This window comes from Albibacterium profundi (assembly GCF_042159835.1).
GTDB classification, from domain to species: Bacteria; Bacteroidota; Bacteroidia; order Sphingobacteriales; family Sphingobacteriaceae; genus Albibacterium; species Albibacterium profundi.
This window is the reverse complement of the sequence record NZ_JBBVGT010000002.1, coordinates 719,059-745,082: the sequence shown is the minus strand read 5'-3', so window position 1 is coordinate 745,082 and position 26,024 is coordinate 719,059. Positions and strand designations below refer to the sequence as shown.

Annotated in this window: 25 protein-coding genes; 20 read left to right on the top strand and 5 right to left on the bottom strand. The window is 40.9% G+C overall.

The window, feature by feature from the left end; all coding sequences use genetic code 11:
* Positions 1-131 precede the first annotated feature (131 nt).
* Positions 132-803, bottom strand: a complete 672-nt coding sequence (locus tag WKR92_RS04775; RefSeq protein WP_375556684.1) for a hypothetical protein — start codon at positions 801-803, stop codon at positions 132-134.
* 78 nt (positions 804-881) lie between these two features.
* On the opposite strand from WKR92_RS04775, the gene WKR92_RS04770 reads away from it, so the two are divergent.
* From WKR92_RS04770 to hemL, 6 genes are all read left to right on the top strand, one after another.
* Positions 882-1,607 (top strand): EcsC family protein, encoded by a 726-nt coding sequence (locus WKR92_RS04770; protein ID WP_375556683.1) that lies wholly within the window; start codon positions 882-884, stop codon positions 1,605-1,607.
* A gap of 20 nt (positions 1,608-1,627) precedes the next feature.
* Positions 1,628-3,646, top strand: a complete 2,019-nt coding sequence (ispG, locus tag WKR92_RS04765; protein WP_375556682.1) for a (E)-4-hydroxy-3-methylbut-2-enyl-diphosphate synthase — start codon at positions 1,628-1,630, stop codon at positions 3,644-3,646.
* 106 nt (positions 3,647-3,752) lie between these two features.
* Positions 3,753-4,988: a glutamyl-tRNA reductase gene (hemA, locus tag WKR92_RS04760; protein WP_375556681.1), complete on the top strand. Its 1,236-nt coding sequence runs from the start codon at positions 3,753-3,755 to the stop codon at positions 4,986-4,988.
* Positions 4,989-5,036: 48 nt separating this feature from the next.
* Positions 5,037-6,626 (top strand): hydroxymethylbilane synthase, encoded by a 1,590-nt coding sequence (hemC, locus tag WKR92_RS04755; protein WP_375556680.1) that lies wholly within the window; start codon positions 5,037-5,039, stop codon positions 6,624-6,626.
* A 49-nt stretch (positions 6,627-6,675) separates the two neighbouring features.
* Positions 6,676-7,647, top strand: coding sequence for a porphobilinogen synthase (hemB, locus tag WKR92_RS04750; RefSeq protein WP_375556679.1), 972 nt, complete (start codon positions 6,676-6,678; stop codon positions 7,645-7,647).
* Between the two features lie 16 nt (positions 7,648-7,663).
* The gene (hemL, locus tag WKR92_RS04745; RefSeq protein WP_375557957.1) at positions 7,664-9,025 is read left to right on the top strand and encodes a glutamate-1-semialdehyde 2,1-aminomutase; all 1,362 of its coding nucleotides are present in this window, start codon (positions 7,664-7,666) and stop codon (positions 9,023-9,025) included.
* A gap of 104 nt (positions 9,026-9,129) precedes the next feature.
* Here the strand turns inward: hemL and WKR92_RS04740 are convergent, their stop codons facing one another.
* Positions 9,130-11,367, bottom strand: coding sequence for a transglycosylase domain-containing protein (locus WKR92_RS04740; RefSeq protein WP_375556678.1), 2,238 nt, complete (start codon positions 11,365-11,367; stop codon positions 9,130-9,132).
* 253 nt (positions 11,368-11,620) lie between these two features.
* Between WKR92_RS04740 and WKR92_RS04735 the strand changes: the two genes are divergently transcribed.
* The 13 genes from WKR92_RS04735 (at position 11,621) to WKR92_RS04675 (ending at position 21,656) form a co-directional block, all read left to right on the top strand.
* Positions 11,621-12,490 (top strand): M23 family metallopeptidase, encoded by an 870-nt coding sequence (locus WKR92_RS04735; RefSeq protein ID WP_375556677.1) that lies wholly within the window; start codon positions 11,621-11,623, stop codon positions 12,488-12,490.
* Between the two features lie 13 nt (positions 12,491-12,503).
* Positions 12,504-12,752, top strand: coding sequence for an AtpZ/AtpI family protein (locus tag WKR92_RS04730; RefSeq protein ID WP_375556676.1), 249 nt, complete (start codon positions 12,504-12,506; stop codon positions 12,750-12,752).
* Positions 12,753-13,139, top strand: coding sequence for a hypothetical protein (locus WKR92_RS04725; protein ID WP_375556675.1), 387 nt, complete (start codon positions 12,753-12,755; stop codon positions 13,137-13,139).
* A 14-nt stretch (positions 13,140-13,153) separates the two neighbouring features.
* On the top strand, positions 13,154-14,293 hold the full coding sequence (gene atpB / locus WKR92_RS04720; RefSeq protein WP_375556674.1) for a F0F1 ATP synthase subunit A: 1,140 nt from the start codon (positions 13,154-13,156) through the stop codon (positions 14,291-14,293).
* 42 nt (positions 14,294-14,335) lie between these two features.
* Positions 14,336-14,542 carry an ATP synthase F0 subunit C gene (gene atpE / locus WKR92_RS04715; RefSeq protein WP_118193253.1) on the top strand — a complete coding sequence of 69 codons (207 nt, stop codon included), beginning with the start codon at positions 14,336-14,338 and terminating at the stop codon, positions 14,540-14,542.
* Between the two features lie 84 nt (positions 14,543-14,626).
* Positions 14,627-15,121, top strand: a complete 495-nt coding sequence (gene atpF, locus WKR92_RS04710; RefSeq protein ID WP_375556673.1) for a F0F1 ATP synthase subunit B — start codon at positions 14,627-14,629, stop codon at positions 15,119-15,121.
* A gap of 7 nt (positions 15,122-15,128) precedes the next feature.
* Positions 15,129-15,665, top strand: coding sequence for an ATP synthase F1 subunit delta (gene atpH / locus WKR92_RS04705; protein ID WP_375556672.1), 537 nt, complete (start codon positions 15,129-15,131; stop codon positions 15,663-15,665).
* A gap of 23 nt (positions 15,666-15,688) precedes the next feature.
* Complete coding sequence (atpA, locus tag WKR92_RS04700) at positions 15,689-17,263, top strand: F0F1 ATP synthase subunit alpha (RefSeq protein ID WP_375556671.1); 1,575 nt, start codon at positions 15,689-15,691, stop codon at positions 17,261-17,263.
* Between the two features lie 24 nt (positions 17,264-17,287).
* Positions 17,288-18,172, top strand: a complete 885-nt coding sequence (gene atpG / locus WKR92_RS04695) for an ATP synthase F1 subunit gamma (RefSeq protein WP_375556670.1) — start codon at positions 17,288-17,290, stop codon at positions 18,170-18,172.
* A gap of 111 nt (positions 18,173-18,283) precedes the next feature.
* Entirely contained in the window at positions 18,284-18,502 is a 219-nt protein-coding gene (locus tag WKR92_RS04690; RefSeq protein WP_375556669.1) for a hypothetical protein, read from the top strand.
* Between the two features lie 133 nt (positions 18,503-18,635).
* The gene (locus WKR92_RS04685) at positions 18,636-19,292 is read left to right on the top strand and encodes a hypothetical protein (RefSeq protein WP_375556668.1); all 657 of its coding nucleotides are present in this window, start codon (positions 18,636-18,638) and stop codon (positions 19,290-19,292) included.
* Positions 19,293-19,383: 91 nt separating this feature from the next.
* Entirely contained in the window at positions 19,384-20,037 is a 654-nt protein-coding gene (locus WKR92_RS04680; protein WP_375556667.1) for an outer membrane beta-barrel protein, read from the top strand.
* A 17-nt stretch (positions 20,038-20,054) separates the two neighbouring features.
* A complete protein-coding gene (locus tag WKR92_RS04675) occupies positions 20,055-21,656 on the top strand; it encodes an NAD+ synthase (RefSeq protein WP_375556666.1) in 1,602 nt (533 codons plus the stop codon).
* On the opposite strand, the gene lnt is transcribed toward WKR92_RS04675, so the two are convergent.
* The 3 genes from lnt to rsmI are packed head-to-tail and all read right to left on the bottom strand — an operon-like array spanning position 21,643 to position 24,607.
* Positions 21,643-23,268 (bottom strand): apolipoprotein N-acyltransferase, encoded by a 1,626-nt coding sequence (lnt, locus tag WKR92_RS04670; RefSeq protein ID WP_375556665.1) that lies wholly within the window; start codon positions 23,266-23,268, stop codon positions 21,643-21,645. The two genes, WKR92_RS04675 and lnt, sit on opposite strands and share 14 nt — an antisense overlap.
* A 2-nt stretch (positions 23,269-23,270) precedes the next feature.
* On the bottom strand, positions 23,271-23,885 hold the full coding sequence (locus WKR92_RS04665; protein WP_375556664.1) for a PH domain-containing protein: 615 nt from the start codon (positions 23,883-23,885) through the stop codon (positions 23,271-23,273).
* 38 nt (positions 23,886-23,923) lie between these two features.
* Complete coding sequence (gene rsmI, locus WKR92_RS04660; protein ID WP_375556663.1) at positions 23,924-24,607, bottom strand: 16S rRNA (cytidine(1402)-2'-O)-methyltransferase; 684 nt, start codon at positions 24,605-24,607, stop codon at positions 23,924-23,926.
* Positions 24,608-24,667: 60 nt separating this feature from the next.
* Between rsmI and serS the strand changes: the two genes are divergently transcribed.
* Positions 24,668-25,939 carry a serine--tRNA ligase gene (gene serS, locus WKR92_RS04655; protein WP_375556662.1) on the top strand — a complete coding sequence of 424 codons (1,272 nt, stop codon included), beginning with the start codon at positions 24,668-24,670 and terminating at the stop codon, positions 25,937-25,939.
* Positions 25,940-26,024 lie beyond the last annotated feature (85 nt).

The following is a 26,024-nucleotide window of genomic DNA, read 5'->3' as shown; positions in this document are numbered from 1 at the left end:
CTTATCCTATTATAACTATACACATGGTCCGATAATGAAAATGGTTTACAGTTTTTGGGATAAATCTTTCCAAAATGAATGAACATATTCGTTAATAAATACTGATTTGACTATGCATGGTAATGAATGAATTATACGAGATGAAGACGTTTTTCGACCCAATGAAAAACGTCGATAAAGGCGGGATCTAATTCCTTCATGGTTGAATCGACAGCCTCCATTGCGTTTCTTGTTTCAAATTCGGTGAACTTTTCTACCCAGACCCGTCGGCCAATTTGGTCCATCGCATAGACTAAGCTTTTCGGACGGTTATAACCAACCAAGTAGCGACTGTCAATGAAGCTTTTCAGAAACTTGTGAAACCCTTCTGTATTTTGAATGCCAAGCTGAGTCATAAATCGGTCTAGTACAGTTGCGTCACATTTACTCAATTGCTGATAAAACTGATGTGCGTCAAGATATTTGCTTTGTATTAAAAGGGCGTCAAGTATCAGTTCATAACCGATATGAGCTAAAAAAAAGGGTCGTTTGGGTGGTTGTGTAAAAACGTGGACAAGTTTCTTCCGCAGATGGGATGTGTGGTCAGCAAAGGGTGTGGAGCTGTGAAAAATGCGGTCGACTTCGATATGAAGTAACCATCCCTTAAGGAGCCAGGTCATGTCCTCATCATCTGGAACGATATCGATCTCGTGGAATTTCCATTCGTGATGGTGATTCCGAAAGAGGTCGGGCAGTACCGCACCCAGTGTGTAATAGGGATTGGTGGTCGACTGGGTATAATAGTAATGCGATAAAAAGTTCATATGTGTTCCTCATGGGTAAGATATGAAAAAGCACGGTATTTGTGAGATACCCTTCGTAAAAATTATGTTTATTTGTATATGACTCCTTATGAAGAACGCATTACTGCTGAACTGTCTTATTGGCAAATGAAAATGCAGAAAAAGGCTTCCTTGACAAACCGGTTCACGAAAAAAGTGCAGGTGAAGCTGAATAATATGATCCCTGAAAAAGTTCATCAGGGGATTACGTATGCGATTGAGAAAATGGTGAACGGCGTGTTATTCGGCACGAAATACATCACGCCGAAGCCGAAAGTAGATGCTTCCTTTCAATTGAGGGAGGCCTATGTCAAAAAGCAGATCAAGTTTTATCAAAAAACTGCGTCAGTAGAGGGGGCGGTTACCGGTGCAGGCGGATTGGTGATGGGCTTTGTGGATTTCCCGGCGTTTCTTGCCATTAAGATGAAAATGCTTTTTGAGGTGGCGGCTTTATATGGCTATAATGTAAAGGATTTTAAGGAACGTTTATTCATTTTATATATATTCCAACTGACATTCTCTAGTCAAGAAGGCCGGAACAAGGTGTATAAGATTATAGCGGATTGGGATCACTTCAGTCAGAATTTGCCAGAAGATATTGATAGTTTCGATTGGCGAACCTTTCAGCAAGAATATCGTGATTACATAGATTTAGCTAAGTTGGCGCAATTGGTTCCAATAATTGGGGCAGCAGTTGGTGCTGTTGCTAACTATCAGTTAGTAAAACAATTGGGACGGGTGGCTATGAACTGCTATCGTATGCGACACTTCAAGGGAATTTCCTAACTTTGTATATAATAATGGATATGGATACTACAGTTGGTAAGAAGCTTCCGGGAGTGTATTGCAATTCTTTGTTGCATTATTCCCGATACCAAACACGTGAAGTGACGGTTGGTGATGTGCCGATGGGCGCGAATAATCCCATTCGTATTCAGAGTATGACAACGGTCGATACAATGGATACGCTAGGTTCTGTTGAACAAACCTTGAGAATGGTAGATGCCGGCTGTGAATATGTGCGTATTACAGCACCTAGCATTAAGGAAGCACAGAACCTTGCTGAAATCAAGAAGCAATTGCGATTGAGGGGCTGCAATGTGCCATTGGTAGCCGATATTCATTTTACGCCAAACGCTGCGGAAGTAGCAGCCAGAATTGTTGAGAAGGTGCGAATTAATCCCGGTAATTATGCGGATAAGAAAAAGTTTAATGAACTAAGCTATACCGAAGCCGAGTATCAAAACGAACTGGAACGGATTTACAAAAAGTTTTCTCCCCTTGTCAATATTTGCAAAGAATATGGTACCGCGATGCGTATCGGTACGAACCATGGGTCTTTATCAGATCGGATCATGAGTCATTATGGTGATACGCCGGAGGGTATGGTTGAATCTGCGATGGAGTTTATCCGCATGTGTGAGGATTTGAAGTTCTATAATCTGGTTATTTCAATGAAGTCTAGTAATCCGCAGGTGATGATTCAGGCTTATCGGCAATTGGTCGAGAAAATGACTGAAGAGGGTATGAACTATCCGCTACATTTAGGGGTAACTGAAGCAGGCGATGGTGAAGATGGACGGATCAAATCGGCTGTAGGTATCGGAACTCTTTTGGAAGACGGTTTAGGAGATACGGTGCGTGTTTCATTGACAGAAGAGCCCGAATTAGAGGCGCCAGTGGCTATTGCGCTAGTAGAACGCTATAATGAACGTCGGTTAAAAGAAGTTTCTCCGGATGTGTTTTCTTCTTTTAAAGAGATGTGCTTGCCGGCGAGAGACCATACGAGAAGAGAAACGACCGAGGTAAATAATTTTATTGGTAGTTCTCAGGTTCCAAGAGTTGTAGCTGATATTTCTCGGGAGAACTTGCTCGACCCGTTCATATTAACACCTGTGGGCTATCGTTACGACGCTTTGTTGGATAAATATCACATGGGTGAGCAGTCGGTCGATTTCGTCTATTTGGCGGATCAGCTCCCATCTTTTATTATGCCCGCCAATCTGAAACAGATTTATGACTATGAGACTTGGAAGAATTTCAGACAACCTGTCAATATTCATCCGCTATTTAGTTTGAAAGAGTATTTGTCCGCCGAAGAGCGGGATGCTCAACTCAATTTAGTTAGGGTTAAGGCCAACGATTTGGAAGGCGATCTTTTTGCTGAGCTCCAATTTGATAAGACACTCGTTTTTGTTTTAGAGACCGACCAAGCGCATGGAATGGCAGATCAACGTTGGTTTTTTTGCCAACTGGTAGAAAACGGGATTGATGTGCCGGTAATTATCAAGCGGACATATGACCCCGAAGATTTTAGTGGACCTAAGGGTGACTTGATGAACCCGAATGAACCTATATCTAAATTGCAGATCTATGCAGGTACGGATTTTGGAGGCTTGTTAACAGAAGGCTACGGGGACGGAATCTGGCTTGATTCAAGAGCAACCCCATTGGAACACGTTGCGTCGATTTCCTTTGGAATTCTACAAGCAACACGTTCAAGAATATCAAAAACAGAATACATATCCTGCCCGAGTTGCGGGCGGACACTTTTCGACCTACAAGAAACTACTCAGCTTATTCGAAGTCGCACGAACCATTTGAAAGGTTTGAAGATTGGTATCATGGGTTGTATCGTGAACGGGCCGGGCGAAATGGCCGATGCAGACTATGGGTATGTCGGTGCGGGGCCGGGGAAAATCACCCTTTACCGGGGTAAGCAAGTGGTAAAGAAGAACGTTGATACGAATGATGCGTTGGATGAATTGATAGAAATCATTAAAGCGGATGGGAAGTGGATTGAAGATGAGGGTGTTAAGTCTTGATTTTATTTATAAACGTTCTAAATATACCTGTTTTACAAACAATTGACAATGAGCATGTACCTTATTGCTTATTTTTGTAGCTGTTTTAAAAGCACTATACGATACCTTGAAAAATCTTAAAGTAATTGCATATACGCATAAAAATGTGGATCTGAAGGATCTGGGTAACTTAGTGATCTGTGATGAAGAGTTGGATCCGAAGCTGTTGCAATTAAAAAACGTCTTAAAAACAAATGAACTTTTTTACATAGGAACATGTAATCGAGTGGAGTTTGTCTTTTATGATGAGAATAACCTAGATGATGAATTTAAAACACGTTTCTTCGAAGCGTTAAGTATTTCCATTCCAGAATGCAAGTTCAATCCTGTTTTATCCCAATTAGAATCTTACGAAGGCTTAGAAGCGATTAATCACTTGTTTCGTATTTCCTGCTCATTGGAAAGTCTAGTAGTGGGTGAAAAGGAGATTTTAGCTCAAGTACGGAAAGCATACGAACGTTCAAGGTCTGCCGGTTTTACAGGAGATTTTATGCGCATGTTGATGAATCAATTGGTTAAGACCGCTAAGGAGGTATATACTAATACAGATATTTCACGAAAGCCTATTTCCGTTGTTTCATTGGCCTATCGTAGTTTAAGAGAACAGGGGTTAGTTGAAAATCCACGCTTCCTGATTGTCGGTGCTGGTGAAACGAATCAGAATATCGCCAAATATATTCAAAAGCATAAGGACTCAGAATTTGTTGTGTTTAACCGTACGTTTGAAAAAGCAGAAGCTTTGGCAAAGGAGTTGAACGGCCGTGCTTATCCATTATCTGAGCTTGAAAATTATAACGGGGGCTTTGATGTACTGATTACCTGTACGGGTTCTACTGAGGCGATTATTACTAATGACCTCTATCAGAAGCTGATTGGTGACGACAAAAGTAAAAAGACGATTATTGATCTCGCTGTTCCTAATGATATATCGGAAGAGGTGCTGGCTAATAATGCTGTTAATTATATTGAAGTAAGCAGCCTTCAATCTGTTGCTAATAAGAATTTACAAGATCGATACGAAGAGTTGGTCCATGCCGAACGGATCATTGACGAGAATATACAAGAGTTTCTGCCTTTATTGAAACAACGTAAAGTGGAATTAGCGATGCGTGAAGTTCCGCAAAAAGTAAAGGAAATCAATTCTTTTGCTCTAAACACTGTTTTTGCACGAGAAGTGAGTACGCTGGATGAGAACTCGAGAGCAGTGTTGGAAAAGGTAGTAAATTATCTTGAAAAGAAATATATTAGCGTGCCCATGGTGATGGCGAAAGAGATCTTGGTAAAGAATAGCGAGATAGAATAATTTCTACTATTTTAGCGTCTGTTTACTTTTTCATTTAAGGATATTACTGTGGAGAAAACTTTTACTATTGGAACCAGAGGTAGTGAACTTGCGCTTTGGCAAGCCAATCATATAAAAGATCGTTTAGCAGAATTTGGCTACCCCGCCGAACTTAAAATCATTAAGACACAGGGCGATCATATTCAACACTTACGTTTGGATAAGCTGGAAGGGAAAGGCTTCTTTACAAAGGAGCTTGAAGAGGAACTTTTATCAGGTACAATTGATATCGCCGTACATTCGCATAAAGATTTACCGACAACGAATCCTCCGGGGTTAATCATCGCAGCTGTTTCTGACCGTGAAGACCCGTCGGAATTGCTATTGATTTTAAAGGATTGCGTCGACTCGAAAAAGAAGCTAGCATTGAAACACAATGCGATCGTGGGGACTTCTTCCAACAGACGGAAATCACAACTTTTGGCCTTGCGTCCGGATCTGGAGATAGAGGATTTGCGAGGAAACATCAATACGAGGATACAGAAGCTCCGTGATGAAAATTATGACGCTATTATGATTGCGAAGGCGGGTGTTGAGCGTATTCAGATTGACCTGAGTGAGTTTCACGTTGAAGTTATTAATCCGACGGAGATTGTTCCGGCTCCAGCGCAAGGAGTATTGGCCGTACAAATCAATGAGAACAATACAGAATTAAAAGAAATCTTACAGAAAATAAACTCAACGGCTGTGGAAGAAATAATTTCCATTGAAAGAAAGGTGTTGAATCTTTTTGACGGCGGATGTCACCTACCTTTGGGTTGTTATTCCCGTTATGAGGATGGCCAATTTGAAGTATGGACCTCCATGGCTGAAACAAGTAATCATTTCCCTGACCGGGTCTTTATGGCTTCTGAACATTCCGAAGGTTTAGCTGAGAAGATTTTTGATGTCTATAAGAATGAAGAGAGGAAACTGCCGTCCAGCGTCTTTATCAGCCGAGATATAGACGAAAATAGCTATTTGTTCCGAGCGCTAAAAAAAAATAATATAAGTTTGGAAGGAGAGTCCCTGATTCGAATATACCCAATAATTAATAAGCTTGATCCTTTTATTCTGAAGCATGTGGATTGGGTTTTCTTTAGTAGCAAAAATGGAATAGAGAATTTCTTTAGTCTTGAGCCAAGATTAAGTAAGAAAACGAAATTTGCTGTTGTAGGGCGTGGCTCAGAAGCAATGCTGAAGCAATTTGGACACGATGCTGCATATACCGGACAAGATGAGGGTATTGATACAGCCGAGATAGGCAGGGTGTTTGCCGCTGCTAACCCCAATACAACCGTTTTGTTCCCTGGAGCCAAAGGTTCGTATAAAACTATTCAAAGTCAGATGTCGGATGATATTAAAGTAATTGACTTGCCTGTATACGAAACTGTTTTGGCAGATGATGTATCGAAATCCAATGCCGAGGTTCTTATATTTACAAGCCCGAGCAATGTGGATGCATACTTCGCAACGAACTTGATTGATCCCGGACAGCGTGTGATCAGTATTGGTTATTCGACCGGCAAGAAACTCGAAGAATATGGAGTGTCCTATTCCTTGCCTTATTCGCCAGATGAGATTGGTTTGGCGGAAGCTGTCTTTGCTTTATCCTTATAAAAGGTATAAAAATTACGTATAGAAGACTACGTATAAAAATAATAATACAATGATTATACGACCACGACGATTAAGACGGAATGCCATTGTCAGGAATATGGTGGCAGAGACTCGCTTGTCCAGAGACATGTTGGTGTATCCATATTTTGTTATGCCTGGCGAGGGGATTAAGCATGAAATAGAAGCGATGCCTGGTATTTATCATTTTTCGGTTGATACCTTGATCGAAGATGTGAAAATCGGCTTGAATCTTGGAATCGACAAGGTTCTTCTTTTTGGTGTTGGCGAAGAAAAAACGGAAGACGCATCCTCATGTTATCATAATAACTCCATTGTTGTGACGGCGATTAAAGCATTGAAGAAGGAGTTCCAAGACCGTATTTTTATTATTACCGACATATGCGCTTGTGCTTATACGACGCATGGACATTGTGGGGTTTTGAGGGACGGTTATGTTCAAAATGATGAGACCGTTGAGGTGTTGGCTAAAATGGCCTTATCTCATGCACAAGCAGGTGCAGATATGGTTGCTCCCTCCGATATGATGGACGGTCGCGTAGCTGGTATTCGCAACTTGCTGGATGATAGTGGATTTGAACAAGTAGGGATTATGAGTTATAGCGTGAAGTTTGCGTCAGCGTATTACGGTCCTTTTAGGGAAGCGGCAGATTCTTCTCCGTCATCTGGCGATCGTAAGGCATATCAAATGGATTATCGTAATTCACGAGAATCAATTCGTGAAGCTCAGTTGGATGAGGATGAAGGTGCGGATGTTTTAATGGTGAAGCCTGCGCTGGCCTATCTCGATATTATTAAGGAAGTTAAAGAAAGCTCGTCCTTGCCTTTGGCAGCATATAACGTATCAGGCGAATATTCGCTTGTAAAGATGGGTGCGCGAGCGGGTTTAATTGATGAGCAGCAATTAGTACTCGAGAATATGTATGCATTCGCTCGTGCGGGCGCAGATATTATTATAACCTATCATGCAAGGGATTTGGTAGAAAAGGGCTGGCTGTCCTAAAAAATAAAAATGAATGATGATAGATTCTATTAAAAAAATGTTTTCTTCGAGTGAATCGGGTGGTTATAACGACGGTTCTAAGCCTGATATTTCTAGAGAAAAATCGACACAACTTTACGAGAAAGCCAAACAATATTTTCCAGGTGGGGTGAACTCACCAGTACGTGCTTTTAAATCGGTTCACGGGGCGCCTTTGTTTATTGAGAAGGGTGACGGCTGCCGAATTTGGGACGCCGACGGTAATGAATTTATTGATTTCTGCTGTTCATGGGGCCCGCTTATTCTGGGTCACAATCACGAGAAAGTTCGTGAGAGTGTTACGGAAGCCTTACAGAATGGCCTTAGTTTTGGGGCGCCGACCGTGTTAGAAAACGAATTGGCCGAATTGATCCTGCAAAACAACCGGTATCTGGAAAAAATCCGATTTGTAAGTTCCGGAACAGAAGCTGTGATGTCTGCGATTCGATTGGCAAGAGGTTATACAAAAAAGGACAAGATTATCAAATTTGAGGGGTGTTATCACGGTCATTCCGACTCTTTACTGGTAAAGGCCGGTTCTGGCTTGGTGACTTTTGGGGAAACTTCTTCTGCGGGTGTTCCGAAAAGCTTTGCCGATGAAACCATTGTTATTCCTCTCAACGATAAAGACGCCATTGAAGACGCCTTTGGACAATTCAAGGATCAAGTTGCAGCGGTGATTATTGAAGGGATTCCGGCAAATAACGGTTTGCTGATCCAAGAACAGGAGTATGTAGAATACCTGCGTAAAATAACGACGGAGAATAATGCTTTACTAATATTTGATGAGGTGATTACCGGATTCCGTTTAGGCTTTGAGGGTGCTGCTGCTTATTATGATATCCAGCCTGACATCATTACTTACGGGAAAATTATCGGTGGTGGAATGCCAGTTGGCGCCTATGGTGCATCCAGTGACATCATGAGTTATATATCTCCTGATGGTGGGGTTTATCAGGCCGGTACTTTGTCGGGCAATCCTATCGCAATGGCGGCAGGGATTGCTCAGTTAACGGTCTTAAAAAATGGAGTTTATAAATCCCTTAATAGTAAGACAAAAGACTTTGTGGAGGCACTTCGCCGTTTTGTTGCAGCGAAGAACTATAAAGTAAAAATATTCTCTGTGGGATCGATCTTTTGGATTGCTTTTACAGATCAGGAGCAAATTCGTGCAGCATCGGACATAGATCCGGCGAGCATGGAAAAGTATAAAGTGATGCACCGTGAATTGTTGAATCGCGGTATTTATTTTGGACCTTCAGGCTATGAGGTTGGTTTTGTTTCGAGTGCACATACCAAAACTGATTTGGAGAAAACGAAGCGTGCAATTTTTGAGAGCTTGGAAGTTGTTTTTAGGTAATTTAAGAGCGAATAGCGACTAAGCTGTTTTACCGTAAATTAATAAGGGCCGGAAACATTTGTTTCCAGCCCTTATTAATTTATTTATCCTGGCTTTAGATGATATTAAAAACCTAGTCTGTCTTCCACAGTTTCCTCTTCTTCCTGTCCTTGATAAAACTGATCTGTGTATTCATTACAGTCTAAGGTGATCTGTAGTCCGTTTTTCGGCAATTCAAAATCACCCTGAGTATAGTGTAACTCTTTATCAGCATATACTCGTTGCAAATAGAGAGCGTAAACAGGCAAAGCCGCATTGGCACCCTGACCTATCGCCGTGGAGCTAAAGCTAATGGCACGGTTTTCTGCACCTGTCCATACGCCAGTCACGAGATCCGGTGTGATACCAATATACCAAGCATCTGAGTTGTTATTCGTTGTCCCTGTTTTTCCGCCTTGTGGGTTGGTAAAATTAAACATCCAGCGGATACGGTGACCGCTTCCTTCATCGACAACACTCCGTAGCATGTCGACCATGGCGTAAGCGGTTTGTTCATTAAGGACAACGGATATTTTGGGGTTGTGTTCATAGATGACAGCGCCATTTCGGTCTTCAACCCTTAATACATAGGTTGGTTCCGTCCATATTCCGTGGTTTACAAAAGTAGAGTAGGCTCCAACCATATCATATAGAGATGCATCGAAAGAGCCTAAAGAAATAGAAGGCACGGGCTTTAAATCTGGACTTGTGATGCCCATATTGCGGATAAGATTTGCTACCGGAACCGGGCCAACCTGCTGCATGATATCAACCGTTGCGAAGTTTTGGGAATGAGCCAAGGCTCGGCGAAGCGTAATCGGGCTTCCGATTGATCTACCTCGTGGTGTCCAATTGCCAATCGTAATTGGTCGGTTGGGTACTTGGTAACAAGGCGAATAGCCGTTGTCGATTGCCACCGCATAGGTAAATGGTTTCGCAGTTGATCCTACTTGGCGCGTCCCTACTTTTACTTGGTCGTATTTAAAATGCTTAAAGTCGATTCCTCCCACCCAAGCCTTAACATGCCCGGTTTGTGGCTCCATAGACATGAGAGAGTTTCTGAGGATAAGTTTATGATACCGTATCGAGTCCATTGGAGTCATGACCGTATCCATTTCTCCCTTCCAGCTAAAGATGCTCATTTCGGTCGGTGTATTAAAACTTTCCGTAATCTCATCTTCAGATGCATCATTTTGCTTTAACCACCAATAGCGCCCCGATTGTTTTACGCCTTGATCGAGTAATACTTGATACTTGGCAAAGGGGTCACGGTTGCGATATTCTCTGTTGAATTGTTGCTGTAGTTGTTGTAACCATTCTTTCTGCGCTTCTTCAGCATAACGTTGCATACGAGAATCGATGGTCGTATAGATCTTTAAACCATCTCTATCCAAATCGTAAGGTGTGCCGTCAGCCTTGGTTCGCGACGTTTCTGAAAATATCTTTTTAAGTTCTTCTTTTAAGGTTGCACGGAAATAAGGAGCTAAACCTTCGCCGTAGCTTACCGGATTAAAAGCTAATACGAGAGGCTTTGCTTTGAGTTCGTCAGCTTCTTCTCTTGAAATAAATCCAGCCTTGCGCATGTTCTCAAGCACTGTATTTCGACGAGAAAATGAGTTCTTAGGGTTTTTAATCGGAGAATACAGAGTAGTGCCTTTGAGCATACCTACTAAAACAGCCGCCTGTTCAGGACTTAACTCCGCGGGCGTAGTGCTAAAGTATGTCCGCGCAGCTGATTTAATGCCATAGGTATTATATGCACCGAAATCGACCGTATTGAAATACATCGTAATGATCTCTTCCTTAGTGTAGTTTCGTTCGAGTCGTACAGCTGTTATCCACTCCTGAAACTTTTGGATAATACGTTTAAACGTGTTTCGGGCCCGGCCTTCCGAAAAAAGATTAAGCGCAAGCTGTTGAGTGATGGTACTGGCTCCTTGCCGTTTTCCTACCAAGTTATAGAATATAATGGTAAACGTACGTTTAAAATCGATACCCGAATGCGTATAGAATCGGATGTCTTCGGTGGAGATAAGAGCATTAATTAAATTGGGCGAGAGTTCCTCGTATGTGACATTGGAACGGTTTTGCGCGAAATAAGACCCCAAAACCTTACCATCAGCTGATATTACCTCGCTAGAAAGGTTGTTTTTAGGATTTTCGAGCTCCTTGAACGAAGGCAAAGGGCCAAATAGACCTAGCCTTACGGATAAGATGAATAGGAAGCCGAGTGCGATAGCGCCTATTATTAACTTCCAAAAATTGCGAGTATATCGCTTTACATCGTCTTTGGTTAATTTATCAGTTTTTGTTTTTCGCTGCATTTGAAACTATGGGCGTTATTTATTGTAAGTCCATTCGTTGGATAACCGATGGTAGCTAATTTCGTGCCTATTTTAATCGAAACTGTCTTATCTATTAATTATGCGTCAAAGATACGGTCTTTTATTTTTTTAAAAAATAGGCTATCGGTCTCTATTGTTGAATGATCATCGTTTGTATTAAAGATATTGTAAGTGAAATGGTTAAAGCATTTACTTATATTTGCAGCGTTTGTACAAGTCAAGAAGTTAGTAATTGCAAAGAGGTATTAAAGCATTTATAGAAACACTGAAACGAAAGTATCAGATAAAACTATTGCAGGACGATAGTTTTAAGGAAAAGCTATCGCTTAAGGCGCCGATGTGGGTTTTCATCTCATCCTTCGTTGCTCTAATGCTTGTCGTTCTTTTTATCGTTTTGCTTGTAGCCAGATATAGTCCCTTGCAGGAATATTTCGTGACTGATTACAATGAAAATCGCAGAGATCTGGTTGAAGCTTATGGTCGTATCGACTCGTTGAGTAGATTAGTTAGCGATAATGAGCTTTATCTGGATAATATACAAGGTGTATTGAGTGGTAGTGTAGGAGAGACGATTGAACAGGCTGTAGCGCGCGAGGAAAAGCAGATGCGAGAAGCAAAGCCCGCTACGGAAACAACTGAGTTGTCTGAGGATGAGCAAGTGCTACGCGATTTGTTGCTTTCCGGGACCAGTGCTAAAGCCCTAGATGACGATGTGGGTGAACGAGGAATATCTTCTTATACGTTTTATAGTCCGGTGAAGGGAATTGTTAGTGCTCAATATGATGAAGAGTTACAGCATTTCGCGACGGACATTGCGACCAAATTGAACGAACCGATTAAAACGACGCTCGATGGTCATGTGATTTTCGCATCGTTTACACCGGCAACCGGTTATGTGATTATTGTTCAGCACTTTGATAACATTATATCGGTTTATAAACATTGTGCGGTTCTTTTGAAGAAAGTGGGAAGTTTTGTAAGGGGAGGCGAGGTCATTGCTATGGTTGGAAATACCGGAGAGCTGTCGACCGGTCCGCATCTACATTTCGAGCTGTGGCATTATGGAAATCCGGTCGATGCTGAAAACTATATAACATTCTAAAGACGGAATAGAAATGACGAATAAGGATCAAAAGTCGACCGATGAAAAGACAAAGGGAAACCAGCTAAGCAGATATGCTTATTATTCCGGTTTGGGATTTCAAATGATCGCTATTATTGGTGTTTTTACGTTCATTGGTTATAAAATCGATGAATGGCAGGGTAATGAAAAGGCGGTTTTTACTGCGATTTTAGGTTTGATAGGTGTTTGTTCGAGCCTCTATACGGTTATCAAATCGGTTAATAAGAAAAAGGGTGAGTAAATGAGTATAGTCAAATTTATATTATATTTTTCACTTTTTGCGATTTTCGTTTTTGGCTTGCCTTATGGGCTCAGTAATGTGATTGGGAGGGATCTGGTTTCCGAATATTACATTCCTTTATTTGTTTTTCTTTTTGTCTTGACAACAATTGTCTACGTACTGTCTTTTTTTGGGATTAAAAAAGGTGGACAAACCTCCGTTTTAGCCCTATTAGGAGGCCTAACTTTGAAGATGATATTTAGCTTAGCAATGGTTCTGATGCTACTTTTGAAAGGTGCTGATAATCAAAAGGTTTTAGCCGGAAACTTTTTTTATATATATTTCTTATTTACACTCTTTGAAGTTATCTGTTTGTTGCGTAACTTGCGCGACCAAAATAAAATGTAAAAAACACGGAATAGATGGAATTCAGCCCTATTTTTAAATTGAAGAGTACGAAGATTATTGCTTTTCTCGCGCTTTTTTTCGCTTTTTCTACTGTAAATGCCCAAAATGACGTCCAGCCTCATGAGGAAATGCCGGAACAAATTTCTGAGGATGGAGAGGAAGTAGATATTAATAGTTTTATTTTACATCACATTGCGGATGCTCATGAATTTCATTTCTTTGGTGAAGGAGAGGGTTGGAAGGGCTTGCATCTTCCGATTATTCTGTGGACAGACAATGGTTTGACGATTTTCTCCTCAAAGAAGTTTCAGTTGGATAACGAAGGGAAAGTTGTTGCTGAGAGCAATGGCCAATACTTTACTCGTTATCACAATAAAATATACTATGCTTCTGAAGAAATGGTGCATGGTTCTTATTTAGAGATGGAGACGGCTGCTGATGGGCATCATGAAGTGTTAAACGCAAAGCCATTGGATTTTTCGATCACTAAAAATGTGTTCACCATCTTTTTCTCGATCATCGTCTTGTGCGTTCTTTTCATAGGCGTCGCAAATTCATATAAGAAACGTGAGGGTAAAGCTCCAAAAGGATTTCAGTCGCTCGTTGAGCCCATTATTATTTTTGTGCGAGACGATATTGCACGTCCGAATTTAGGGTACAAATATGAGCGCTTTATGCCTTATTTATTAACCGTGTTCTTTTTTATATGGTTTAATAATATGTTAGGTCTGGTGCCGTTTTTCCCAGGGAGTGCAAACGTAACGGGTAACATTGCGGTTACGATGGTTTTAGCTGCAATAACTTTTATTATTACGACGGTTAATGGTAATAAGTACTACTGGGCGCATATTTTTAAGCCTCACGTGCCATGGTGGTTATATCCGTTGATGATTCCGGTGGAGATCATCGGTATGTTTACCAAGCCAATAGCATTGATGATTCGTTTGTTTGCGAACATTACTGCAGGACACATTTTGGTGCTGGCATTGATCTCACTTATTTTTGTTTTCAAATCGGTAGCGGTTGCCCCTGCCTCATTACTCTTTGTTTTGTTCATTTCATTGATTGAGCTGTTGGTAGCTTTTATCCAAGCGTTTATCTTTACCATTCTATCAGCTCTGTTTATCGGGATGGCGATCGAAGAGCATCATTAATAACGAACATTATTGTTAAACTAAATATTAAATTAAATTAAAATGACTGGAACGTTAGCTGCAATTGGAGCCGGTTTAGCCGCAATCGGCGCCGGAATTGGTATCGGAAGAATTGGTGGTTCTGCAATGGAAAGTATTGCTCGCCAACCCGAAGCTGCTTCAAAGATTCAAACTGCAATGCTTATTGCTGCTGCCCTTATTGAGGCGGTTGCTCTATTCGCAGTGGTTGTTGCCTTCTTAGGTAACTAAGTATTAAAAGAAGAACTGATTGGTGGGATTGCCGCCAATCAATTCTTTTTATTTAACAATGATATTTAATAAACACGATATATAATGGAATTAGTTACCCCTGCGATTGGTTTAATATTTTGGCAAACTATAGGTTTCCTCATTTTGCTATTCCTCCTTACTAAATTTGCTTGGAAGCCAGTTATGAAGTCGATCAGTGATCGGGAGCGTTCGATAGAAGAGGCACTTGACTCGGCAGAGAAAGCCAAAGAAGAGCTGGCTCGTTTGACTAATGAGAACGAACAGTTGTTAATCCAAGCGCGTGCTGAACGTGACCAGATTTTAAAAGAAGCAAAAGAGTTAAAAGATCAAATCGTTTTGGACGCTAAAACTTCTGCAGAGGAAGAGGGTGCTAAAATGATTGAAAAAGCCCGCTTAGAAATACAACATCAAAAGACTCAGGCATTGGTCGAAGTGAAGAATGAAGTATCAGGTTTGGCTTTAGATATCGCTCGTAAGGTTTTGAAAGATAATTTTGAGGATCAAGCTAATCAGGAAAAGTTGGTCGAAGAATTATTGAAGGACATTAAGTTAAATTAAGAAATCGATGTCAGAATTTAAAGTAGCTTCTCGATACGCAAAATCTTTGATTGACTTGGCTAAAGAGCAGAATGCTTTGGAAGCTATACACGGAGATATGCTGCAAGTAATTGACGTTATCAAGTCGAACTCTAATTTGCGTGCTGTATTGAAAAATCCAATTATAAAATTGGATAAGAAGTCGAACATCTTAAAGGCAATTTTCGGAGCAAAGGCTCATGCAGCTGTAATTTCTTTTTTTGATTTGTTGGTAAAAAAAGGACGTGCAGGGGTGATTTACGCTACTGCCAAGGAATTCGTTTCTGAATATAACAGAGAAAAGGGTATCGTAGAAGCGTCAGTTGTTTCTGCTGTACCTTTATCAAAAGAACATCAGAATGAAATTATCTCTTTAATCAAGAAGGATTATGGTAATGAAGTAATTCTTACAAACGAAGTGAATCCAGATTTGATTGGTGGCTTCATCCTTCGTGTAGGAGATAAGCAAGTTGACACGAGTATCGCTAGTCAGCTGAATAAATTAGAACAGCATTTATCAGAATAAATAACATATATTAATAAATAATTATGGTAGAGGTAAGACCAGATGAAGTATCAGCAATTCTCAGGGAGCAATTGTCTAACTTTAAATCAGAAGCCGAACTTGAAGAAGTAGGTACCGTATTGCAGATCGGTGACGGTATTGCTCGTATCTACGGTTTAACTAAAGTTCAATCTGGAGAATTAGTTGAATTTGAAAATGGCCTGAAAGGTATCGTACTAAACTTAGAAGAAGACAATGTGGGTGTTGTTTTGCTCGGTTCTTCTGATGAGATAAAAGAAGGAGATACGATCAAACGGACCAATAAGATTGCTTCACTCCAGGTTGGTGAAGGTATGCTTGGCCGTGTTGTGAACACGCTAGGTGAGCCTATTGATGGTAAAGGGCCTATTACAGGGGAAACTTTTGAGATGCCAATTGAACGGAAGGCACCCGGAGTAATTTTCCGTGAGCCGGTAACAGAACCTCTACAAACTGGTATTAAAGCGATTGACGCTATGATACCGGTAGGTCGTGGACAGCGTGAGCTGGTAATTGGCGACCGTCAAACCGGTAAAACTGCTGTATGTATCGATACGATCATCAATCAAAAGGAATTCTATGAAGCAGGCGAACCTGTTTTCTGTATTTATGTAGCTATCGGACAGAAGAACTCAACAGTGGCGAACATTGTTCGTACTTTGGAAGAAAATGGTGCACTGCCATATACTGTGGTAGTCGCTGCATCTGCTTCAGATCCTGCACCGATGCAGTTTTACGCACCTATGGCAGGAGCTGCAATTGGTGAATACTTCCGTGATTCAGGACGTCCTGCTCTGATTGTTTATGATGATTTATCGAAGCAAGCTGTAGCTTATCGCGAAGTATCTTTATTGCTTCGCCGTCCACCAGGTCGTGAAGCTTATCCGGGTGATGTCTTCTATCTGCACAGTCGTTTATTAGAGCGTGCTGCAAAAATTACATCAGATGATGAAATTGCAAAAACAATGAACGATTTGCCTGACTCGATGAAAGATAAGGTGAAAGGAGGAGGATCTTTGACGGCCTTGCCTATCATTGAAACTCAAGCCGGTGATGTTTCAGCATATATTCCGACAAACGTAATTTCTATTACCGACGGACAGATATTCCTTGAGTCTAATCTATTTAATGCGGGCGTTCGTCCGGCGATTAACGTGGGTATCTCTGTATCGCGCGTTGGAGGTAATGCACAAATTAAGTCAATGAAGAAAGTAGCTGGTACATTGAAGCTTGATCAAGCCCAGTATCGCGAACTAGAAGCTTTTGCAAAATTTGGTTCTGATCTCGATGCAGCTACCAAGGCTGTACTTGACAAAGGCGTTAGAAACGTAGAGATCTTGAAACAGCCTCAATTCTCTCCGGTTGCTGTTGAGAAGCAAGTAGCAATTGTTTATGCAGGTGTTAAGGGTTTATTTAGAACTGTTCCTGTGGAGAAAGTTAGAGAGTTTGAAAAGGAATACTTACAGCAATTAGAATTAAGGCATCCAGAGGTGCTTAGAGAACTAAAGAGCGGTAAGTTTAATGATGATTTGACCGGTGTTTTAGAAAAGGTCGCTAAGGAGCTCGTTGCTAAATATTAATACAGATTTCATCGATACTAAGAAATGGCGAATTTAAAAGAAGTAAGAAATCGAATTTCATCGGTAACCTCAACTCAGCAGATCACCAATGCTATGAAAATGGTTTCTGCTGCTAAGTTGAAAAGAGCTACCAATGCAATTGTCGACTTGCGGCCTTATGCCACTAAATTAAAGGAAATATTGTCAAACCTTTCAGCTAGCATTGAAGGGAATGCATCTCCGTATTTGGAAAACAGAAGTCCAGAGAAGGTGCTGTTGGTGGTAATTACTTCTAATAGAGGCTTGGCAGGTGCGTTTAACTCGTCCATAATCAAGGCGACGAATTTGCTGATTTCCCAGAAATATGCTGAACAACACAGAAAGGGGAATGTTAGTATTTTGGCTATAGGAAAGCGGGGTCATGATCATTTTTCGAAAGCAAATTACGCTATGATTGGTAACCACAGTGAGTTGTTTTCACAGTTGAATTTTGAAAATACCTCGGCAATTACAGAGCTGGTGATGAAAGGTTTCGTTGATGGCGATTATGATCGGGTTGAGATTGTGTACAATCAGTTTAAGAATGCAGCTGTACAGATCTTGAGTACAGAGCAATTATTGCCGTTGGAGCCTACTGTTAGAGAAGAAACCGAAACACAGACGGAAGTCGACTACATTTTCGAGCCTTCCAAAGAAAAGATCACGGAAGACTTAATACCGAAATCGATTAAGATTCAATTGTATAAAGCTGTTTTGGATTCACATGCTTCTGAACATGGTGCGAGGATGACAGCTATGGATAAAGCGACTGAGAATGCCGGAGAACTGTTAAAGGCATTGAAGTTATCATATAACCAAGCTAGACAAGCCGCGATCACTACCGAATTGACGGAGATTGTGAGCGGTGCAGCGGCATTATCTGAAGGGTAGTCGTATCCAATATGAGTTTAAAAAGCCTTTACTTTATGTAGAGGCTTTTTTGTTGTCAATTAGATTTCTAATCATTTAAATATTTTGTATTTTTGTGGCAAATAAAATGCTATGAACACGAAAAATGAACCAAGACCACATGTAAAGACTGATAATAATGCGAATGAAACGCATTATTATGTATCCCTTGTTATTGCGATTGCTATCGGTATGGCCGGCGTGTTTGTGAGATTTATTCAGGAGACGTTTTTATTTGACACGATTGCTAATATACTTTTAGTTGTTGCTTCAGTAATGGCCATTCGAACTATACTTCGTATTCTTAAATAGACATATCATAATACGGTAATCAGATTTGTCTGTGTTATTTATAAAAACAGATCCATTTAGACTAGATTCTAAATGGATTTTTTGTTTTTATTCAGATGGTTAAACCTTTTGTTTCTCAGCGTGTTTATAAGGTATGAAGTATTTTGTTTTTACCATTTTAAGTATATTCTTTGCGACCGCAGCGCTTGCACAAGTGGATTCGGTTACTCATATATCAAAGTTGGAAATTAAAAAGAAAAAGCGTGAGCACATTTCCGGCGCGGATTCAACTCAACATGTTGTAATTGATACATTGATTATGCATGATAGAGCATCATTGCAGTTTTACGGGAAAAAACATGTTATATTGGAGGTGAAACATGCCATCATTCCCAAAAAAGCCTATATCTCAGCGACAGATGGAAAAAATAATGGATCAGACATGGATATCACAATAAGGTTTGACGAATTGGGCTCTTTGTTTGTGTTAGCAGGTGGCCGGGACGCCAACAATGGTAGTCGCACATATCCGAATGGAAATGGAGGAGAAGTGTTGTTAAGTTATCTTAGCGATGGAGTCGTGCCTCAGACTGCCGATGAAAAGGCAGAAGGTTATCTAGAAGTAGACACCAAGGCGGGAGGCTATTCTGTAAATTCCAGGAGCGATCTTTATAATATTTATAGTCGTATTGGAAGCGGGTCCCGGCCTCTGGGGCAGCTTCCGCAAGGCCAGGTTTATTCGGGTTCGCCGGGTATCGACGGGACTAGTGAGATAAAAGAGCTGACAAATTTCGATTTTTCTAAAAAATAATCGGTATTTATTTGTTGGAATTGGTAGATTTGGCTACGGCATAGCATAAAATGCCTGACTGTTCGTTATTAATATATTGATATCACTAGTAATGGCATTGAATTTTAGATTTTTTACGAAAATTACGCTTGTGGTTTGCCTTTTAGTAGGTTTTACCAAAAGTTCTAGTGCTCAGGACTACTATGGGTCTACCTATACCTACAAACCGATTAGCTTGGGTATTACATTTGCACCTAATGTGAGTTGGCACCGCTATGGCGCGGGGGTTGATATCGAGAAGGATTGGGAAGTGGGTTACGGTTATGGTTTGCTCGCTGATTTCGGTTTGTCCGAAAATTATTACTTCTCGACAGGTTTTCTTATTAATAACATTAAATCATCCGTTGATGTGGGACCGGAACAATTGTCGACAACTTATAGAACACAATATGCAGAGGTGCCGATTGGGCTCAAACTTAAAAGCACCCAACGATATTATCGAAGCTATTACGGGCAGTTTGGTTTCACTGGTGGAATTCGTATTGCAGGTGATAAGGAAGTTGAGGATATGGGACGTGAAGATTTCGAATCAAAGACGTTTCGTTTGGGTTTGGCTATTGGTGGAGGGATCGAATGGCAATTGGATCATAAGCTAAGTATGGTAACAGGTCTAACTTTTAATAATGGTTTTACTGAAATTCTGGATGATGGCTACGGTAAACCTAAAGATTCTTATTTGGCTTTTAATTTCGCTATTTTCTTCTAAACTCGTTAATCAGATATATGAACTTTGCTATTTCACAACTCAACTTCAAGATTGCAGACTTTGCTGTCAACACTCGGAAGATAATCGAAGCAATCCAATCAGCACATGCTCAAGGTGCCGACCTTGTTTTGTTTTCTGAGCTTGCTGTGAGTGGAGCGCCTGCCTTAGATCTACTGAAGTCTAGTGTTTTCCTTAACCAGGTAGATGAAGCCGTTCAGGAGATTGCGCGATCTTGTAAAAATATTGACTGTATTGTTGGTGCGCCTTATCGGGATTCCAGTTCTGGCCAGGTTTATAATGGAGCTTTGTTTTGCAGTCAAGGAAAAGTTGAACGTGTTATTTCTAAGAGAGAGCTTAACGATCAAGGTTTAATTCATGAAACGCCATATTTCGTTTCTGGTAGCGGTGCCGATCAAATTGAGGTTAAGGGAAGTAGGGTGCTAATAACATTAGATGATGTCTTGGAGAATGAAATTGCGGATTCGGTCGATTTGATAATATCTTTACGAAACTCACCTTTCTCATACACTGAATATGATCAGCGTATGGAACGAATTAAAGCAGTATCTCAACAATTGGCGACAGGGATGGTTGAAGTTAACCAAGTCGGTGCTCAGGGCCAACTTATATTTGATGGACGCTCGGTGGTTGTTAATTCTACAGAAGGCTACTTCGATAAGCTTAAAGCTTTTCAAGAAGATTTTAAGTTGTTTAGGCTGGAAGGGAAATCGTTGCAGTCACTACAACCAAAGATAGACACGGAAAAATATACGGAAACAGCGCTATTGTATGAGGCTTTGGTTTTAGGGATCAGAGATTATTTTGATAAGAATGGTCTGAAAAAAGCGCTTATCGGATTGTCTGGCGGAATCGATTCTTCACTCGTTGCTGCGCTCGCTTGCGAAGCGTTAGGCGCGGAGAATGTAAAAGGTATTTTAATGCCATCTATGTATTCTACCGGACACTCGGTGAAAGATGCTGAAGATCTTGCAAATAATTTCGGTTTTGAATACGAGATCGTACCAATTAAAGGGGGGTATGACGCATTTATAGAGATGTTGAATCCTGTATTTGGTACAGAAGATAGTGCAGAAGTTGATTTGACCGAACAGAACATTCAAGCAAGAGTGCGCGCGGTTGTTTTGATGGCGATATCAAACAAACAAGGCTACGTGGTTCTGAATACTTCAAATAAAAGTGAAGCGGCCATGGGTTATGGCACACTATATGGCGATTTGGTAGGAGCTATTAGTGTGTTAGGAGATGTTTATAAGACTCAAGTGTTTGAATTATCGCGCTATGTAAATCGCAATCAACAGCTGATCCCTGAACATGCAATAAATAAAGCGCCTTCCGCGGAACTGAAACCAGGACAAAAAGATAGCGACAGTCTACCAGTGTATGAAATTCTGGATCCTATTCTCTATTTATTGATAGAGAAGAACCTGAGTACTTCCCAGATTGTGGAATTAGGTCATGATAAAAACGAGGTCGAGCGTATTGTTCGTATGATGAGTAGAGTCGGATTTAAGTTGTTCCAAACTCCACCGGCTTTACGGGTCTCACCGCGTGCATTTGGTAGTGGTTTGAATCTGCCGCTAGTTGCTAAACTGGCTTAGTTTTTTTAAGCCTGAGTGCAATCAAAATGAGGAAAAGAAAACTCGCCCCAGCTCCAATGTAGGCTAGGTAATCGCCATGTCTGGTGTAAAAGGTAAGTTCTTCGTTTAAATTGATTTCTTGCTTGATAGCAGTAGGTGTCCACCACTCCGTCTGTTGAACGATATCTCCACGTTGGTTGATAAAAGCTGAAATTCCGGTATTTGCTGAACGTGCGACCCAGCGTCTATTCTCGATCGCACGGAGCTTAGCATAGGCAAGATGTTGATCCTTGCCGGCAGTGTTACCCCACCAACCATCGTTTGTGACAATTGCGACAAACTGTGCTCCCTTCTTAATGTATTCAGCTACATAGTCGCCCCAAATCGATTCGTAACAGATTACAGGAGCTGCACCGATGCCGCTCTGAGCATAAAAAACAGAAGGCTCTGCTTGGGAGCCATACGCGCCTGTTGATCCTCCGAATGCGGCGAACAAAGGTGTCATAAAAGAAAGAGATTCTCTGAATGGCATTTTCTCCACGCCGGGAACCAGTTTCGATTTGTGATAAAACTGAACTTTGCCCGAGTTTTCTAAAAGTACTGCGGCGTTGAAAGCATCCCAGTACATACCATTTTCTAGCGGTCGTGCACTACTCGTTTTCGCCGTGTCATACATTAAATAGCTCTCGATTCCTGATAGAATGTTGCCGTTCTTGTATCGGTTTAAAAAATCCTGTAACCTTACAAAGATTCGTGATGTATGTATTGTTTCTTCGTTGGTCAGTTCCGAAATGGCCGTTTCTGGCCAGATAAAGAATTCTGTATTGGGTTGGGCTATAGAATCAGATAAACGAATAAGATTGTTTATTTGATCCTCAACTGTCATTGTTGTATACTTGCTGTAGGGCTCGACATTTGGTTGAACCACAACAACCTCTGCCGGGTTTGTGTGTTCCTCGTAGCCCAAATACCGGGTGATTGACAATGCAGATGGGATAATTATAATAGCTAACCAGACGAGAGGCATGATGATGCCTTTTTGTGCAATTTTATTCCCTTTATTGAGCCGATAGGTATAGAGAATTTGGAAGAGAATAAGATTGCTAAGCCACACCCATACCGTTCCACCATACACGCCGGTGTATTCATACCATTGCACTAACTGATGGAATCCCGCAAAGCCATTCCCTAGATTCATCCACGGGAACGAAAGGTCCCAGCTCTGGTGTAGGAGCTCATATGCAATCCAAAAAGAAATTAATCCTGCCGCAGCGATACTGTAGCTATATCTCTTTCTTAATTGATAATATAAGCGAAACGCAATAGCCATGAGCACGGCTCCGAGACCAAAAGGAATGAGAGAAATCAATGCCGCAATTACGGTTGGCATGATCTCATTAACGGCGTTAAACACCCAATAGATGCTAGCCGTATTCCAGAATAAACATGTAATTCCTGCGGTCAAAAATATCTTTTTGCCTTTCTTTTTATATTCTCCTCGCATAATCTCTTCCAATGCGAAGAGGACGGGGATAAAGGCGATGAATAGGAGCGGAGTAGTATAAGTAAATGGTGGCCAAGCTAACCATAGTAAAAAGCCACTTAATAATGCTAATAGATAATTGTTTTTCACGGTTACAGCTGGCTTAGAAGTTCCTGTTTTTTACTGTTATATTCTTCTTGAGTGATTAACTGTTTATCATAAAGTGATTTGAGCTTCTTTAATTTTTTGGTCAATTCATCATCATCATCTTTCAAAATAGGCTCCTCTTCCGGCATTAATTTGAAGTTATGTTGGATCGATGGACGATCGTCACTTGTTTCACTGCCCGGTTTGTTCTCTTGGTCACGACGTTCTTGTTCTTGCTGTTTTTCCATAGACTCTTTTGCAAATTGATAGAGCTTTCTTGCTTGAACTTTGGGTATATAGTCCACCGTCAGGTTTTCATCATCAGTGGGTACAATAGTGAATTTTGCGCCGAAGAACTCTTCTTTGAACGTGATTGTTTTTAGGTCACTCCATTTGAAAATTTCAAAGTTAGTACTAAGACCTAGATTCGTGGCCTCGCAAAGGAAAATACGTTTGTTAGTTAAGACGATGCTGTCTGGTAAGAGAGTTACTGCCGGTTTTTTTTGTACAGCGATATACGTTACCAGTTCTCCAGAGTCGAGGATATCTTGTAATTTTCCCAATATCTTTTCGACCGTTTTTGGGTCTTGTTCTTCGTTGATATAGCGGTCTATGTTCATATTTCGTCAATAATATATTACTAATATACCTATTTTGCTCAACTCTTTTTAACGTTGTTGTCGGCTCCGTCTACACATATTACAAACTCACCCTTTATCAAATTGTTCTCAAAATGAATGATTAACTCTTCGATGCTTCCTCGTATCGTTTCCTCGTATATTTTGCTGATTTCTCGAGAAATAGATGCTTGTCTTCTAGATCCGAAATATTCTGAAAAATCTCGCAATGTTTTGATTATTCGATGTGGCGATTCGTAAAAGATCATGGTTCTTTGCTCATCTGTAAGGACTTTTAATCGTGTCTGCCTCCCTTTTTTTATGGGAAGGAAACCCTCGAATACGAAGCGATCATTTGGTAAGCCGGAATTTACAAGCGCTGGTACAAAAGCTGTAGCCCCAGGCAAACACACAACCTCAATGTCATTTTTAATCGCTTCTCGTACCAGCAAGTAACCAGGGTCTGAGATGGCTGGCGTTCCTGCGTCGGAAATCAGTGCAATTTCTTGACCTTCTTTTAAGAAGCGAACTATTTCGTTAACAGCTTTATGTTCGTTGTGTTGATGATGAGATAAAACTCGTTTTTCAATACCAAAATGCTTCAGTAATGGAGTGCTTGTACGCGTGTCTTCAGCTAAAATAATGTCGGCCTCTTTTAATACCCGTATGGCACGATGAGTTATATCTTCTAGATTGCCGATTGGTGTGGGAACGAGGTAGAGCATTTTGTTTTTTTTAAATAGATTTATGTATTAACTATTATCTTTGCCATAAACCACAAAGATATGTTGCAGATTAGTTATATCCGAGAAAACAAGGAAAAAGTTATCGAGGCTTTGAACAAGCGTGGCTTTAAAGAGATCGGTAAAATTGAAGAATTGATTGCGTTAGACGAACGAAAGAGATCGCTTCAGTCTGAATCGGATGATATCGCTGCACAAGCGAATAACGCAGCGCGCCAGATTGGCGAGTTGATGCGTCAAGGTAAGCGTGAGGAAGCTGAGGCGATTAAGCTAAAAACATCAAAATTTAAGAAACAGATAAAGAGTTTTTCAGATCAGCTCAATAAGTTAGAGAGTGATTTTTACTCTCTATTGGTTACTGTTCCTAACCTTCCACACGAATCTGTGCCAGCTGGTTTAACAGCCGAGGATAATGAGGTTGTTCTGCAGCATGGCGAAACACCTGATTTTAAACAAGAAGCTTTGCCACACTGGGAGCTCGCGACTAAATATGATATCATCGATTTTGAGACTGGGACTAAGATTTCGGGTGCTGGATTCCCTTTATATAAAGGGAAAGGAGCAAAGCTACAGCGTGCGTTAATTAATTTCTTTTTGGACGAGGCTGCTCAGGCAGGTTATAATGAAGTGCAGCCACCCATTGTAATTAACGAAGCGTCAGGATTTGGGACGGGGCAGTTGCCAGACAAGGAAGGGCAGATGTACTATATCGGTGAAGATGATCTTTACCTGATACCAACAGCAGAGGTCCCTGTTACAAATATTTATCGTGATACGATTGTAAGCGAAGGAAGTTTCCCAATAAAACACTGCGCATATACGCCTTGCTTTAGAAGAGAGGCAGGTTCGTATGGAGCTCATGTTCGTGGATTAAATCGTTTACATCAATTTGATAAGGTAGAGTTGGTTCAGATTGTTCATCCTGACAAATCTTATGACACCTTAGAAGAAATGAACCTATACGTCCAGTCGTTATTGCAGAAATTGGGTCTGCAGTACCGTGTACTTCGTCTTTGTGGTGGAGATATGGGCTTTACGTCTGCATTGACCTATGATATGGAGGTTTGGAGCGCGGCGCAACAGCGGTGGTTAGAAGTATCATCGGTTTCAAACTTTGAGTCGTACCAGAGTAACCGATTGAAAGTTCGTTTTAAGGGGGAAAATGGCAAGAGTCAGTTAGCGCATACATTAAACGGTAGTGCATTAGCGCTGCCTCGCATTGTGGCAGCTATCTTGGAGAATTTTCAAACAGAAGATGGCGTAGCTATACCTGATGTGTTAAAGCCTTATACCCGTTTTGATTTTATAGATTAATTTTTAAAATGGTGTTATTAGCTATAACAATAAAACTAGTAATAATAAGGGCCGTGTTGATAAGCACGGCCCTTATTATTACTTG